The organism is Anseongella ginsenosidimutans (assembly GCF_008033235.1).
GTDB classification, from domain to species: Bacteria; Bacteroidota; Bacteroidia; order Sphingobacteriales; family Sphingobacteriaceae; genus Anseongella; species Anseongella ginsenosidimutans.
The window spans coordinates 620,462-636,797 of the sequence record NZ_CP042432.1 but is presented as its reverse complement, the minus strand read 5'-3'; the positions used below and the strand labels follow the sequence as shown (position 1 = coordinate 636,797).

The following is a 16,336-nucleotide window of genomic DNA, read 5'->3' as shown; positions in this document are numbered from 1 at the left end:
AAAAAATGAATGGCGTTTTTTAGTAATTATACTGATCTCTTTTCTGACGTTCTATGTCATTTTTAAGAACTGGGATTTTATCTGGTATTGATGCATGCCCCGCCTTGGGAACCTTTCATTTGGGCCTCATGGCAGGGTATCGGGAAGAAGCCAGAAGGTAATGTGTATGGAATTCTCTAAATATAATAACAAGATGATTAGCAAGAAGAAATCTGAAAATCTGCTTCTGTTCGGGGCATGTTTCATTCCGTTGATCTTGTTGGCGATCTATCATCTGGGTCGTTTAGTAGGAAGTTTCATGTACCATTTTCCCTAAGGGGACGCGGACAAGCGGATCGGAAAATTTAGCTAATCACTAAACCTGGGAGGGCGGGCAGGGAACTTCCTGCCCTCTCTTTTTCAAATATCTACTTATGAAAAACAAAACTATCTTACCTGTTGAGCTGGTTGAGCTTACCTATGAGCATTATTTCGGCCGAATGGGTGCCCGGTCACAGTTCGTTTACCTCGCCGTACTCTTGTTCATCGCCCTTGTTTTTGCCGCCATGTTTGTTGTAAAAGCGGACGTCATTGTAAAAGGGAGCGGAATGCTTACCGCAGCCGATGAAAGAAGCTGGATAAAGACTCCTGTTTCAGGTAGAGTGGCGGTTGTATTCGCAAAGGAAAACCAACCCGTTAAAAAGGGGCAGGTGCTTTTTACGATGGAATCAGCTATTCTGGAAGAGGAGTTTTCCTACCTGCGGGAAAGGAAAAGAAAGCTTATCCGGCAGGAGGGTGATCTCCGGCAATTACTAACTATTTGCCGTGAAAAGAGCCTTGAACTCCCGGTATCGCTCGCTTCCCCACTGTACATACAACAATTCGGACTTTTAAAGCAGGAGGTGCGCCGCGCAGCCAATCAGTTGCAAAATGCGGCCGCTGTTTTCAAACGTAACGAATACCTGTTTAAAAGCCAGGTCCTCGCCGCGGCTGAATTTGACAAATACCGCTATGCTTTGGAGGCAGCCCGTAGCGGGCTGCAGCTGGTTTATGAAGAGCAGGGCGGCCGGTGGCAGGCTGCGTTGAACGAACTGAACAGCGAAATGAGGGAATTAGTTTTAAGGGAAAATAAACTCAATAAAGAAAAGGAGTATTATACGATAAGGGCGCCGGCGGGCGGTATTGTGCAGCAGTTACAAGGTGTTCAGGAGGGTAGCTTCTTCAGCCAGGGGGAACAGGTGGCGCAGCTTTCTCCTGATTCGGGGCTGCTTGCCAGAATATTGATCCCTCCCGCGGATATCGGCCTTTTAGAGGAGGGAATGCCGGTCCGGTTACAGGTTGACGCATTTAACTATCAGCAATGGGGAATGATTACAGGAACTGTGTCAGACATTTCTGAAGATGTTTTGCTGACACAGGATCGCCGTCCCTTTTTCGAAGTAAAATGCAAATTGAAAAAAACTGCATTGATGCTGTCGAACGGCTACCCGGGCAAACTGAAAAGAGGAATGACGCTTCAGGCAAGATTCCTTGTGACAGAAAGAACTCTTTTTCAATTATTACACGATAACGTAGATGACTGGTTGGATCCATATGCGCAAAATAAAGGTTAAGCAGCACGATATTACGGATTGCGCCGCTGCCTGTCTTGCTTCCGTTGCGGCCAGTTATAAATTGAACCTGCCCCTGGCACGTATCCGCCAGTATGCATCTACGGACTCAAAGGGCACGAATGTGCTGGGATTAATTCAAGCGGCTGAACGGCTGGGTTTCTCTGCCAGAGGAGTGAAAGGGCCCTTTGAAAGCCTGGACAAAATTCCACTTCCCGCTATTGCCCACGTAGTCGTGAAAGGAACCTTGCATCATTTTGTTGTCGTAGTGAAGGTGTCCGCGCAGCATCTCAGGATTATGGACCCTGCCGACGGTGGCATTCACAAGATATCAGCGGAAAAGTTCAAAGAAATGTGGACGGGAGTGCTGGTACTGCTGCTGCCTGCGGAAAAATTTAAAGCCGGAAATGAAAAGGTTCCTGTACTAGGGCGCTTTTGGCACTTATTAAGGCCGCACCGGCCGGTACTGTTGCAGGTGCTGTTCGGAGCATTGGTTTATACGCTGCTCGGGCTTTCCACTTCTGTTTTTGTCCAGAAGATCGTGGATCATGTACTGCCGTCGGGTAATAGGAATCTGCTGAACCTGATGGGAGTGATCATGATCACCTTGCTGCTTTTACAGGTATTCATCAACCACATTAAGACGGTGATGACGCTTAAAAGCGGGCAGCAAATAGATGCAAGGCTGGTTCTGGGCTATTACAGGCATTTATTCAGGCTTCCGCAGCGATTTTTTGATACTATCAGCTCCGGTGAGATAATTTCCCGGATAAACGACGCTTTCCGGATCCGCCTCTTTATCAATGAGGCGCTGGTGACCTGCGCGGTCAATATTTTTATTCTCCTGTTCTCCTTTGGCCTGATGTTTACCTATTACTGGAAGCTGGCGCTGGTCATGCTTGTCGCGGTGCCGCTTTATGCTTTAATCTATCATGCGTCAAACAGGGCGAATAGAAAAACGCAGCGCCAGCTTATGGAGCGGAGTGCGGAGCTGGAAAGCCAATTGGTAGAATCCCTTCGTGCCGCCGGGACGATCAGGCGTTTCGGACTGCAGGACTTTGCGAATACCAAAATGGAGGGCCGATTTATCCGCTTACTGCGTACGGCTTACGTTTCCTCGCTGAACTCCCTGTGGGCAGGTAATTCTTCGGGATTTGTTTCTTCCCTGTTTACGATCGTATTGCTTTGGACAGGGGCGGGTTTTGTATTGCAAACCTGGATTACACCGGGAGAATTGCTTTCTTTCTATGCGCTTTTCGGGTACTTTACGGGGCCGGTTATCAGCCTGATCGGGATGAACCGCACCATACAGGACGCATTGATCGCCGCCGGAAGACTGTTCGAGATCATGGATCTGGACCAGGAAGAAAAAGGCCAGAAAATGGAACTGACCAGGGGAATGGCGGGTCCCATTTGCTTCAATAATATCAAATTCAGGTACGGCGCGCGGGCGAGCTTATTCAACGGCCTGAACCTTTGTATTCCCAGGGCAAAGATAACGGCTCTTGTTGGGGAAAGCGGTTCTGGAAAGAGTACGCTGTCGTCTTTGCTGCAGCGCGTTTATCCCCTTGAGTCTGGAAATATTACCATTGGCGATGTGGATATCCATTATTTTGATGTGGAAAGCCTGAGGCGCCTGATAGGGGTAGTGCCTCAGCAGATCCATCTATTTTCGGGGACGGTGATAGAAAACATCGCGCTTGGGGAATTTGAACCGGATCTGCAAAAAGTACTTTCAATCTGCGGCAGACTGGGAATGATGGAGTTTATAGAAAAGCTCCCGCAGGGTTTGCATACGGAAATCGGCGAAAACGGCGCGACCCTTTCCGGCGGTCAATGCCAGCTTCTTGCGATTGCAAGGGCGGTGTACAGGGAGCCTGATGTACTCATCCTGGACGAAGCAACTTCTTCCCTCGATACTGCGTCTGAAAAATATATCCGGGATGCCATATTTTCTCTTCGCAAAGAAGGAAAGACAATTATCATGATCGCGCACCGGTTGAGTACGGTCTGCGGAGCGGACAGGATCATTGTTTTGGATAACGGTGAGATCAAAGAAACAGGTGTTCACCGGGAGCTTCTTCAGCAAAGAGGCAGCTATTATCGTATGTGGCAACTGCAAACTGCTGATATGGCGGAGGATTAAAGCACTAAAGACAAAATAGTATCATTTTATGCTTATTACTGCAAAGACATGGCCGTCTTAAAAGAGAATATTTGCTCCGCGGGACGGAATAAAGTACCGGGGATAACCTGATCCAATGAATTCAAGAACCTTTCAGACAATAGGCTGTTTGTCTTTTGTCATTTTGCTTTCAGGCTGCCTTAATAAAGAGAAAACAGAAGATGCGGGCCGGTTCATCGGGGAGAAATTCAGCGAACATGTTCGCTCAACGGACCCAAGGACTCCGGAGGAGGAGCGGCTTGGGTTTAAGCTGCCGCCGGGATTTGAAATAGAATTATATGCTTCCGAACCCGATATCGGAAAGCCGATGAATATTTCCTTTGATGCGAAGGGAAGAATGTGGGTAACGCAGTCTTTTGAATACCCCTTTCCCGCAGAAGGCCGGGGGAAAGACCGTATTACGATCCTGGAAGACACGGATGGCGACGGCCGGGCGGATAGGTTCACCCATTTCAGCGATACCATGAATATTCCCATAGGAATCCTGCCTCACGGGGACGGGGCTATCGCTTATAGTATCCCGAATGTTTACCGGTTCAGGGACAGCAACGGCGACGGCAACGCGGACAGGTCTGCTGTCGTACTTGGTCCCTTCGAGCATAAGGATACACATGGAATGGTAAATAATTTTACCTGGGGATTTGACGGCTGGATACACGCGGATCATGGTTTTACCAATAACTCTACTGTCGCGGGCTCGGACGGTGATTCTATTACTATGCAATCGGGGAATACATTCAGGTTCCGTCCTGACGGAAGCCGGGCGGAGCAAACTACTTACGGGAGGGTTAACCCTTTCGGGCTGGCTTTTGATGAACTTGGTTACTTGTATTCGGTGGACTGTCATTCATCCCCTATTTACCAATTGATCAGGGGCGGAGATTACCCTCATTTTGGCAAGAGGGAAGAAGGTATTGGCTTTGCGCCCGACACGAAACCCCACGGGGAAGAGTCTACCGCGCTTGCCGGCATGGCCTATTATTCTACTACGGCTTTTCCTGAGGAATTTCGGAAGAATCTCTTTATCGGGGATGTGGTTACCTGCCGCGTGCATCGATATTCTTTCGAATTTAACGGTTCCACACCGGTCGCAAAGGCAGAACAGGACCTGGTCATGAGCGAGGATCCCTGGTTCCGTCCCGTAGATGTGGAGCTGGGTCCGGACGGCGCCTTGTATATTGCTGATTTTTACAACCGGATTATCGGGCATTATGAAGTACCCCTGGATCACCCTGCCAGAGACAGGATCCGTGGAAGGATCTGGCGCATTACCTATAAAGGCAACAGCGAAGAAGTAGAAGATTGGACCAGGGCCGGCGTCAAAGAGTTGCTGGAAGGTTTTGGGCATAGCAATTTAAAGGTCCGGCTCAAGGTAGCAAACGAACTGGTTCAGCGGATAGGCAGGGAAGCTATTGAACCGCTTAAAAAAATGCTCGCCGGACAGGAGTTGGATGCGCAAAAGTACGTTCATGCCTTATGGGCGCTGTACCGCCTGGATGCCCTGGAAAGCCAGGCGGTTCAAAAGGCCGCTGCTCATGAAGACCCCCTGATCAGGATACACATCATGCGGATCCTTGCGGAAATGGTCGTACCGGCTCCGGAGTATTACAGATTGGTGATTGCTGCCCTGGAAGACGGGGATCCTCATGTGCAGCGGGCCGCGGTGGAAGTACTGGCGAATTACCCGCAAATAGCCTCGGTGGAACAATTACTTGCTTTCAGGAAGCATATTCCTGATCATGACACGCATCTTTTATATACTACCCGTTTGTGCCTGCGTAATCTTCTAAGAGAAGAAACGCTGACGAAGGAAGTAATTGCCCGGCAATGGGATGATTTACAGGCCTCAACCCTCGCCGACGTGATGACAGGTGTGAATCTTCCCCAGGCGGGAACTTTCGTATTTGCTTTCATGAAGGAGCATACGGTTCCCAATGAACAATTATCACGCTTACTGGAGCATGCGGCCAGGTTTATCCCGGAGGAAAAGCTCGCTGAGCTAACCGTTTCGTCACAACGGGCCTATGGTAAAGATCTGAATACTTCTTTCATGTCTTTCACAGCCATTCAGCGGGGCATGTCGCAGCGGGGGACGGATACGCACGCTCAGCTTATGGCATGGGGAGGAGAATTAACGAGGAATATATTGAATAAGTATTTTCCTGCCGCTGAAGCAGGTTCCGGCCCGGAGGCCTCCAGCCAGGACATTTCCCAACAGCGTTTCGCCGTTGAATTTGTGGGAAAAGCAAAGATGGCTTCCCTGGAAGACCGGTTGGAAAAGGCCCTGCAGCAGGAAACAGCTGATAGAAGCGTCAGAGTGAGCGCCGCAAGATCGCTTATGCAGCTTGATCCGGAAGAAAACGCCAGCCTGGCAGGGGCCATCCTTAAAAGTGATTCCGCTGACCTGGAATTGAGGAAACAGATGGCCATTGTACTGGGAGAGTTTCCTGGCGGAACTACCAGGGAAATATTGAATGCTGTCAATAATGCGCCCGCGGCGCTCCAGGTTGAAATAGTTAAATCTCTCGTAAACTCCCCCGGGGGCGTCGTACTCGTTTTCGAAAAAGTGAAAAAGGGCGAAATATTTCCCCGCACCCTGCTTGACCCGCAGGTAAAACAACAGCTCTCCGGGCTAAGCCCTGCGCTTCAAAAGGAATACGATTCACTTACCGCAAATATTCCGCCGGTGAGCGAAGAAAAGCAAGCCTTATTATGGGAACGGATGGCCAACTTCAACCAAACTCCCAGGAATGAGGATATGGTGAAAACCGGAAGGGAAGTTTTTGTTCAGAATTGCTCCGCCTGCCACCAGATAAACGGGGATGGTGGAATGATTGGGCCTCAGCTCACAGGCATCGGGAACTGGGGCGCCAATGCCCTGGCCGAAAAGATCCTGGATCCTAACCGGAATGTTTCCGAGTCGTTCAGGAATTATATCATAAAAACCAGGGACGGCAAGACGTTAACCGGCCTTTTCAGAAGGGAAGAAGGTGAAACGATTGTTTTTGCCGATGTCACCGGGAAGGAGTTCTCGGTAGCGAAGGCCGATATTGCCGAACAGGAGGCTTCTGAATTTACACTGATGCCAGGGAACTTTGGCGAAGTGCTTTCTCAGGATGATTTTAATAAATTGCTATCTTACCTGCTTAAACAGAAATAAACTTCATAAATGACTAAGTATTCTCCATTGCTGTTTGCCCTGCTTGCCTGCGGGCAGTACGTTCCGGACGCCGGGGCACAGGAAAAGCCGGCAGGCCCGGTTCGTTTCAATAAAATACAAATCGGCTCTGAAAGTTATGAGTCCGCCGGTGTGCTTGACGTGAACGGGGATAAGAAACCTGATATTGTGTCAGGAGCTTACTGGTATGAAGGCCCTGCCTTTACCACCAAACACTATATCGGGGCGGTAAAAGCCTACGGAGAATACTGGGATGATTTTTCCACGATTCCCATGGATGTGAACGGAGACGGCCGGATGGACTATGTAACCGGAAGCTGGTTCAGCAACAGTATTCGCTGGCATGAGAATCCAGGTAAGCAAGAGGAATGGAAACAACATATTATCGCCGAAACCGGCAACGTGGAGTGTACCATTGGATGGGACGTGGACGGAGACGGACATATTGAGATTGTTCCGAATACCCCGGGCCACCCGCTGAAGTTCTATAAGCTGCAGCGGGATGCGGGCGGAAAGTCCACTGGTGAATTCACGATAGTTGAAGTCGCGGATAACCAGGGGCACGGGCTTGGTTTCGGCGATATAAACGGGGACGGAAGGGGAGATTTTGTGATCAGCAACGGCTGGCTTGAAGCGCCGGCAGATCCGTTGAAAGGGAAGTGGAACCTGCATAATGAATTTGATTTCGGAGGTGCAAGCGTGCCCATCCTCCTGGTTGACGTGAATGAAGACGGCAAAACCGATATTATTGTCGGGCAGGGGCATGGTTACGGCCTTGACTGGTACGAGCAAAGCAACGGAGCAAACGGGAAAAGATCCTGGGTAAAACATTCGATTGATCCGTTTAACGCACAGTATCATACGATGCAATGGCTGGACCTGGACGGGGACGGAAAGGGGGAACTCGTAACCGGTAAACGTTACCGCGCACACAATGGTAACGACCCCGGAGCCAATGATCTGCTGGGACTTTATTATTTCAAATGGAATGGCGAATCTTTTTCCAAGCAAGTGATCAGTTACGGCCGGCTTGGAGAAGGAAAAGGCGCCGGACTGTATTTTGACACCGCCGACCTCCGCGGCACCGGCCGGCAGGACATTGTCGTGGCCGGAAAAGACGGTTTGTATGTGTTCTTTAACGAAGGCACCACGCCCTGAGCCATACTTTGCCGGCTTTCCCCGGGGGGAGCCGGCCCAGGAGGCATTGCTCATCCTGCATGGACAGTTAACAACGCGCTCAGGGGATGCCGGCAAATCTTAATGAAAGAAATACTTTTTCCGGAATACGGTAGGGCTAAGGCCCGATTTGGCCTTGAAGGCCCTGGAAAAATAATATACCGAATCAAAGCCCATCAGTAAGGCAATCTCTTCTATAGGAAGGTGCGTAGTTGAAAGAAGTTCCCGGGCTTTTTCCAGTCGTTTATGTAACTGGTAGTGCGCAGGGGACCAGCCGGTAACACTTTTAAAGCGCTTACGGAAAAGAGAATAACTGATGGCCAGCTCCTTTGCCAGGTGTTCCCCGTAAATGGCCTGCTCCAGGTTTTCGTCAATAAAGGTCCTGGCCCACCCGATCTTCTGCTCAATGGTCCGGGGGGCCACATTTTTGTCTATCCCGAGAATCAATCCCAGAACCTGAAGGGCCATGCCCGTGATGAGCTGCCGCTGGCCGGGTGAATTACTTTTAACGGATCCCAGGATGCTCAGGAAAAGGCTTTCGAGTTGGTTGTTTACCCCCGTATGGTACAATGCCTTGTCGTCCGGGATACATTGCTCCCGGATCCAATCTCCGAGAATCCTTCCCCTGAGGCCTATCCAGTATTCCTGCCATCCGTGCGCCGGATCAGGCTGGTACCGGTGCCAGACCTTTGGCAAAAGCATAAAGCAGGTGCCTTCACCGATAGCCGTCGCCGGCATGTTTTCTGATTCAAAAATACCTTTTCCGCGGGCGATGTAGACAATATAGAGCCCGTTCAGGATCCTTCCCCTGTTCCAGTTAAAAAGATATTCCCGGGGATGGTTGCCGACGGGATAGCTGGTCCCTTTTTCGATCGTCCCCTGGCCGGCTGTTACCAGGTAAAGCCCCCATTTCTTATCTGCCTCGCTTATCGAAAGGTATTTATGGTAATTCTGCATGCAGATAATGTGTTTTCTGCCAATAAATATAACGAAAAAGAATTTGGAGCGGCACCATATTTGCACATCTACAGCTGCCTGAAGCGACAAAGCACACCGCTGTGTCTCAGCAACGGGGGTCTTCAAATGAGCAAAACAATAATCGTGTCTAACCGCCTTCCTGTTAAAATACAGGTCAAGAATGGCGAAACAGTTTATAAACCTAGTGAAGGCGGACTGGCAACCGGTCTGAGTTCAGTCTATAAGGGCGAGGGAAATGTTTGGATAGGCTGGCCGGGGAAGATCGTGAAGGAGGAGAAGGCCCAGGAAAAGGTGAAGGCAGATCTGAAAGACCTTAACCTCTACCCCGTTTTCCTGACAAGGGAAGAGATAGACGATTATTACGAAGGTTTCTCCAATGAGATATTATGGCCTATATGTCACTATGTTCCGTCGTATGCAAAATTTAACCACCGCTACTGGGAAGCCTATAAGAAAGTGAACCGGAAGTTTGCAGACGGCGTCCTGAAGCTGGCGGAAAAGGGAGATACTGTCTGGATCAATGATTACCAGCTTATGCTGGTTCCTTTCCTGCTGCGTGAAAAGCTGCCTGATATCAGTGTCGGTTATTTCCAGCATATTCCCTTCCCTTCCTACGAAATATTCCGGCAGATTCCCTGGCGGGAATCCCTGCTGGAAGGAATTCTGGGCGCCGACCTGATCGGGTTTCACACGTATGACGATATCCGTCACTTTATCAGTTCTGTGACCAGGATCATGGGGGTCAATTCCACGGCAAACCATCTTATTGTGCATAATCGCCCGGTGATCGTCGACGCCTTCCCGATGGGCATTGATTATGAAAAATTCGTGGAAATATCTTCCCTTCCGAGGACCAGGAGCAATATAAAGAAGATTAAACAATCGGCAAGGGAGGCAAAGATCATTCTTTCCATTGACCGGCTTGATTACAGCAAGGGCATTCTTCAGCGGCTCCAGGCATTTGAACTCTTTCTGAAGAACCACAGGGAATACAAGGAAAAAGTTTCCCTGCTGATGGTCGTAGTTCCCTCAAGGGACGAGGTTCCGCAGTACAGGGAACTGAAAGAAGAGATTGACCGGGTAGTGAGCGATATTAATGCCAGGAACCAAACCCTGAGCTGGCAGCCGGTTTTTTATTTTTACCGCTCTTTTCCCGTCGAAATGCTTTCGGCTTTGTACCAGATGGCCGACGTGTGCCTGGTCACCCCTAAACGGGACGGCATGAACCTGGTAAGCAAGGAATATGTGGCCAGCCGCGTTGACGAAAAAGGCGTCCTTATTCTTAGTGAAATGGCGGGGGCGTCGAAGGAGTTATCAGAAGCCCTTATTATTAATCCCAATGATGTGCCCGGTTTATCCAATACCCTGTTGGAGGCCCTGGCAATGTCCCGGAATGAGCAGCAGGAACGGATGATCGCCATGCGGAAAACCGTTGAAAAGTTCAATATACACCATTGGGTAAAATTATTTATGCAACGGCTAAACGAAGTTAAAAGCATGCAGCGATCTTTAGCAACCAAACAATTAAGTACAAATACCGTCGAATCTATCATTAAAAAGTACAAGGCCGCCCAAAAGAGGATCATCTTCCTCGATTATGACGGCACCCTGGTTGGCTTCGACGTGAATCCCCTGATGGCACGCCCGGACAAGGAACTATTTGACCTGCTTAGTCAACTGCTGGAAGATGAACGAAACCGGCTGATCCTTATCAGCGGGAGAAAATATGAAACCCTTGATGAATGGTTCAGCCATCTGCCCCTGGACATGATCGCGGAACACGGGGCCTGGACCAAAAAGTATGAACAGCCCTGGCGAAGATATCACGGGCTTAATGATGCCTGGAAAAAAGAAATTATGCCCGTTATGGAAAATTATACTGACCGCACCCCCGGCGCCTTTATCGAAGAAAAGAGTTTTTCTCTGAGCTGGCATTACCGGAAAGTAGAGAACGGCCTGGGCGAACAGCGGGCGATGGAGTTGGAAGATAACCTAAAGTTTTTTGCCGAAGACAGGGAATTGCAGATCCTCCAGGGGGAAAAAGTGATCGAAGTTAAGAGCAACCTTATCAATAAGGGGAAAGCCGCGGCCTTCTGGCTGGAAGAGGACGATTATGATTTTACTATGGCCCTGGGTGATGATTATACGGATGAATATACCTTTCGCGTCCTGCCGGATGATGCCGTATCCGTGAAGGTCGGAAACAAGATGTCTGCGGCAAAGTATTCCGTGCCTACCTATAAAGATGCCCGTAAGATGCTGTTCCGCCTTTGCAGTAAATAACGTTTGGGCCTCCCCTTCCCGGTGAAGGACTAAAAGAAATTCGGCTGATCCAGCTTCCGCGCAATGCGATAGGCGGCGTTCATTAAGCCCACGTGGCTATAGGCCTGCGGGAAGTTTCCCCACTGGCTGCCGGTTTCATAATGCACATCCTCGCTGAATAGGCCCAGGTGATTGCTGTATTTCATCAGGTTCTCAAAGGATTTAATGGCCTCGTCAACCCGGCCTACACAGGCCAGCGCTTCCACATGCCAGAATGCGCTGATCAGGAAGGTGGATTCCGGCTTGCCGAAGTCGTCCATATGCTTGTACCGGAAAAACAGGCCGTTGGGCGCTTTCAAACTCTGCTCCAGGGCTGCCAGATGGTCCCTGGCTTTGGCGGAAGCGGGGTCCAGGTAGTGCATCATGATCAGCTGCAGGGTGCTGGCATCCAGGTGCTGGGTCCCGATAGCCTGCTGGTAAACTTTCCGGGCGGGATCATAACATTTTTCAATATTCGCCGCTGCCTGTTCTTTCAGCTTCAATGCGCGGTTCTTAAGATCTTCCTTCCCGATAAAACAGGCAATCTTATAAGCCGCTGATGCACCGGCCCAATGAAAGAGGTTGGTATAGCAATGTACCTGGCTCAGGTTCCGGAACTCCCACAGGCCCGCGTCCGCTTCGTTGACGATCCTTTCCATTTTAAGAAGCGTATTGCTGATCCAATCATATGAATTGGTCCGTTCAGAAAGCGCAAAGCGTTTATCCACATATAAAGGCAAAAGGGAAATAAGGACCTGGCCGTAGATATCATTTTGGATATGCTCGCTGGCCTGGTTCCCGATCCGGACCGGCTGGTTGCCCATGTACCCTTCCAGATCAAGGAATTTTTCGTCCAGCTTATCGCCGCCGGTTACCGTGTAAAGGGGTTGGTACCGCTCCACATGACGCACGGAAATATCCGCCATGTAATGGAAGTACCTTTCCATTTCTTCAAAATGCCCGATATGGTTAAAAGCGGTGAGTACATAAAAAGTATCCCTGAGCCAGCAATAGCGGTAGTCCCATGTTCTCCCGCTTTGGTCAAATTCCGGGAGGCTGGTCGTACTCGCAGCGATAATGGCGCCGGTATCTTCGTACTGGTGGATCTTCAATACCAGGGAAGAGCGGATCACCTCCTGCTGATGAAATTCAGCAATAGTGGTGTGTTTTACCCAGCGGCGCCAGTAAAGAACGGTCTTTCGCAGGAAATCCTCCGAGGTGCTTTCAAGAGGAGCCTCCAGGGGGCTTCCGTAGGTAAGTACCATGTACTTGGTTTCATTCAGCACGATGAACTGTTCTTCCAGGATGTAATTGATCGGAATATTAGTGGTAAGCCGTACGGTTTCCTCCATTCCGTGGTAGTCGATGTGGCTGCTTCCCCGGTTTGGTTTTAGTTCTTTCTGCCCGTATCCGGCCACCGGTTTGCAAATGGCCCGCACGCGGGGCGTCCCTTCCAGGGGTTCTATTTTCCTGATCAGCATCAGCGGCCTGAAATAGCGTTCGTATTGTCGGAAACGGGGAGCTATGTCCGTGATCCGGTAACGGCCTTCCTCGCACGTGATCTCCGTGCAAAGTACATTGGTGTTTTCCTCGTAATACTGCACCGAAGAATACTTGCCGTAGGGCAGCAGGGAGAATTCGCCCCCTTTCTGCTCGTCAAGCATATTCCCGAAAATGAAGCTGCTGTCGAAGCGGGGCCAGCACATCCAGGAGACATTAGTGTTTTTATGAATATGGGCAAGATATGCGCAATTTCCTATAAGACCGGTCTGATAATAATGCTGTTGCATACCTGCAAGGTGGGGCTTTTTTATCTTTTATGCAAGTTTGCCGCAAATGACGGCGCCTCCTGCTAACCTGGCAGCTCTGCCTGTTTTCAACCCGGCTGGCTGGCTGTTTCGGTAAAATATTCCAGCTTCAGTTCTTCCTGTCAACCGCGCTGGAGAAGTGTGTGGGCTCCCGTTCGGTAAAGTATTCCAGCCTCAGCTCTTCTCCGTCAAATACCGCGTAAGAATTATAATGAAGCCAATCGCCCAGGTTGACGTAGCGGATGCCGGGAGCCAGCTGAATATCCAGCGGCAGGTGCCGGTGGCCGAAAATAAAGTAATCAAAATGCGTTTTTTCAAGGACTTCCCTGGCGTAGATCACCAGCCATTCTTTTTCCGGACCCAGGAACTGTTCCTTCTGATCGTTGGCTGCCCTGCTGCTGCGGGACCAGCCCTGTGCGATCCCAAAACCCAGGTTGGGATGAAGGCGGGCAAACAGCCATTGGCACAGGGGGCTGTTGAAGAATTTTTTAAGGAATTTATATCGCCTGTCGCCAGGCCCCAGCCCATCCCCATGCCCGATGCAGAACTTTTTTCCGCTGAATTCCCTGACGATGGGTTCCCGGTAAATTTCCACCCCCAGTTCTTGTCTGAAGTAATCAAACATCCACATATCATGATTACCCGTAAAAAGGAAGAGGGGAGTGCCGCTGTCGCTGATCTCCGCGAGTTTCCCCTGGAGGCGGATAAATCCTTTAGGGATCACGGTTTTGTATTCGAACCAGAAATCAAAAATGTCGCCCAGCAGGTAAATTGCCGCTGCATCGTCCCGGATGCTGTCCAGCCAGCGGACAATCCGGTCTTCCCTTTCCCGGCTCTTTTCATGCGTAGGAGTGCCCAGGTGGAAGTCAGATGCGAAGTATATTTTCTTTTTTATAGCCAATAAATGTAATTTCACCAAAGATAACTAATCCAAACAAGTATGAATATATATCACCGGGGTACGAAAGGAATTCTCTGCTGTTTTTTTCTGGCAGCCTTCCTATTTTCGTGCCAGCTAACAAAAAAGGATCACAACGTGTCGGAGATCAAACTAAAAGAATATCCTGAAACCAGGAAAGATACCACTGTAGAAGATGTGTTTTTCGGAACCACTGTAAAAGATCCGTATCGCTGGCTGGAAAATGATACCTCCCTGGCTACTGCGGAGTGGGTGAAAGCCCGGAATGATGTAACCTTCGATTACCTTTCGCAAATACCTTTCCGGGAAAATATCCGGGAACGGCTGGAGCAGCTATGGAATTACGAAAAGTTCAGCGCGCCGTTTAAAGAAGGGGACTGGACCTATTTCTATAAGAACGACGGCCTTCAGAACCAGTATGTACTATACCGGCAGAAAGAAGGCGGCGAGCCCGAGGTCTTCCTGGACCCCAATGAATTCTCCAAAGACGGTACCACCTCCCTGGCCGGCATCAGTTTTACCCGCGACGGAAGCCTGGCCGCTTACCTGGTCTCCGAAGGCGGATCCGATTGGCGAAAAGTGATCGTCATGAATGCGGAAAACAAGGAAATCATAGAAGACACCCTGATGAACGTGAAGTTTTCCGGGATTGCCTGGCAGGGAAATGAAGGGTTTTATTACAGCAGCTATGACAAGCCATCGGAAGGCAGCCGCTTGTCGGCAATGACGGACAGGCATAAACTTTACTACCATCGCCTGGGCACATCGCAGGCCAGCGACCGGCTGGTATTTGGCGGCGATGAAACGCCGCGCCGGTACATAGGCGCTTACCTGACCGAAGATGAGCGCTACCTGGTGATCACAGCTGCCAATACTACAACGGGTAATGAATTATATATCCGGGACCTGCAGCAGGCGGGCGGCGACATTATACCTGTAGTCCGGAACATGGAAAACGAACATACGATTGTTGCAAACCAGGACAGCCTCCTTTATATTCTTACCAACCTGGACGCCCCCAATCAGCAGCTGGTAACCGCCGTTGCCGGCGCTCACCAGCCGGATAACTGGAATGTACTTATCCCCGAGACGGAAAACGTCCTTGGAGTCAGTACCGGCGGAGGAAAGCTATTTGCCCGGTACCTGAAAGACGCCACCTCGCTGGTGCAGCAATATGATATGGACGGAAAGCTGGAACGGACCATTGATCTCCCCGGGCTTGGCAGCGCGGGCGGCTTCAGCGGCAAGGAGGGCCAGGACACGCTTTACTATACCTTCACTTCTTATATTTACCCGCCCACTATTTTCAGTTACCACCCGGACAGCGGAACATCGGAAGTTTACCGGAAAGCCGAAGTGCAGTTTGACCCTGAGGCCTACGTATCCGAACAGGTGTTCTATACCTCAAAGGACGGCACCCGGATACCCATGATCATTACTTATAAAAAGGGCCTTGAAAAAGACGGATCCAACCCGGCTATGCTATATGGCTACGGTGGATTTAACATTAGCCTTACCCCTGGGTTTAGCGTCTCCAACATTATTTTACTGGAAAACGGGGGCATTTACGCGGTGCCCAATATCCGGGGAGGAGGAGAATACGGCGAAGACTGGCACCTGGCCGGCACAAAGATGAATAAACAGAATGTATTCGATGATTTCATTGCCGCGGCCGAATACCTCATCGAGCATAAGTATACTTCTTCCGAACGCCTGGCCATCGCCGGCGGGTCCAATGGCGGCCTGCTGGTTGGCGCATGTATGACCCAGCGCCCGGAATTGTTCAAAGTGGCTTTCCCCGCCGTGGGCGTACTGGATATGCTGCGTTACCATGAATTTACCGCGGGCGCGGGCTGGGCCTACGATTACGGGACCGCCGGCGATTCGAAAGAAATGTTTGAATACCTCTACGGCTATTCCCCTATCACAACCTGCGCCCCGGTACGGATTACCCGGCAACCCTTGTAACCACCGCCGAACATGACGACCGCGTGGTGCCGGCCCATTCCTTCAAATTTGCCGCCCGCCTCCAGGAATACCATTCCGGCGAAGATCCGGTCCTGATCCGGATAGAAACAAAAGCCGGTCATGGCGCAGGCAAGCCAACCTCCAAAATCATAGAAGAGCAAGCCGATAAGTGGGCCTTTTTCTTTCAGAATGTCGGTGTTGATATCAGGTAGCACCTTGTGCCCCCGGCTGCAG

Annotated in this window: 8 protein-coding genes and 1 pseudogene; 6 read left to right on the top strand and 3 right to left on the bottom strand. The window is 50.2% G+C overall.

The features are described from left to right. Positions 1-413 precede the first annotated feature (413 nt). From FRZ59_RS02670 to FRZ59_RS02655, 4 genes are all read left to right on the top strand, one after another. The gene (locus tag FRZ59_RS02670; RefSeq protein WP_132127416.1) at positions 414-1,592 is read left to right on the top strand and encodes an HlyD family secretion protein; all 1,179 of its coding nucleotides are present in this window, start codon (positions 414-416) and stop codon (positions 1,590-1,592) included. Then, entirely contained in the window at positions 1,573-3,735 is a 2,163-nt protein-coding gene (locus tag FRZ59_RS02665; protein WP_132127895.1) for a peptidase domain-containing ABC transporter, read from the top strand. Before FRZ59_RS02670 ends, FRZ59_RS02665 begins: the two co-directional genes overlap by 20 nt. Before the next feature lie 115 nt (positions 3,736-3,850). Further along, a complete protein-coding gene (locus FRZ59_RS02660; protein WP_132127417.1) occupies positions 3,851-6,934 on the top strand; it encodes a PVC-type heme-binding CxxCH protein in 3,084 nt (1,027 codons plus the stop codon). Positions 6,935-6,943: 9 nt separating this feature from the next. Continuing rightward, complete coding sequence (locus FRZ59_RS02655; RefSeq protein ID WP_132127418.1) at positions 6,944-8,110, top strand: FG-GAP repeat domain-containing protein; 1,167 nt, start codon at positions 6,944-6,946, stop codon at positions 8,108-8,110. Between the two features lie 99 nt (positions 8,111-8,209). Here FRZ59_RS02655 and FRZ59_RS02650 read toward each other — a convergent pair whose 3' ends face one another. Further along, on the bottom strand, positions 8,210-9,085 hold the full coding sequence (locus tag FRZ59_RS02650; RefSeq protein ID WP_132127419.1) for a helix-turn-helix domain-containing protein: 876 nt from the start codon (positions 9,083-9,085) through the stop codon (positions 8,210-8,212). 126 nt (positions 9,086-9,211) lie between these two features. On the opposite strand from FRZ59_RS02650, the gene FRZ59_RS02645 reads away from it, so the two are divergent. Continuing rightward, complete coding sequence (locus FRZ59_RS02645) at positions 9,212-11,389, top strand: bifunctional alpha,alpha-trehalose-phosphate synthase (UDP-forming)/trehalose-phosphatase (RefSeq protein WP_132127420.1); 2,178 nt, start codon at positions 9,212-9,214, stop codon at positions 11,387-11,389. Positions 11,390-11,418: 29 nt separating this feature from the next. Here FRZ59_RS02645 and FRZ59_RS02640 read toward each other — a convergent pair whose 3' ends face one another. Then, positions 11,419-13,197: a glycoside hydrolase family 15 protein gene (locus FRZ59_RS02640; protein ID WP_132127421.1), complete on the bottom strand. Its 1,779-nt coding sequence runs from the start codon at positions 13,195-13,197 to the stop codon at positions 11,419-11,421. Between the two features lie 127 nt (positions 13,198-13,324). Continuing rightward, entirely contained in the window at positions 13,325-14,116 is a 792-nt protein-coding gene (locus FRZ59_RS02635) for a UDP-2,3-diacylglucosamine diphosphatase (RefSeq protein WP_132127422.1), read from the bottom strand. A 39-nt stretch (positions 14,117-14,155) separates the two neighbouring features. Between FRZ59_RS02635 and FRZ59_RS02630 the strand changes: the two are divergent. Further along, positions 14,156-16,314: pseudogene (locus tag FRZ59_RS02630) on the top strand (prolyl oligopeptidase family serine peptidase). The last annotated feature ends 22 nt before the right edge of the window (positions 16,315-16,336 follow it).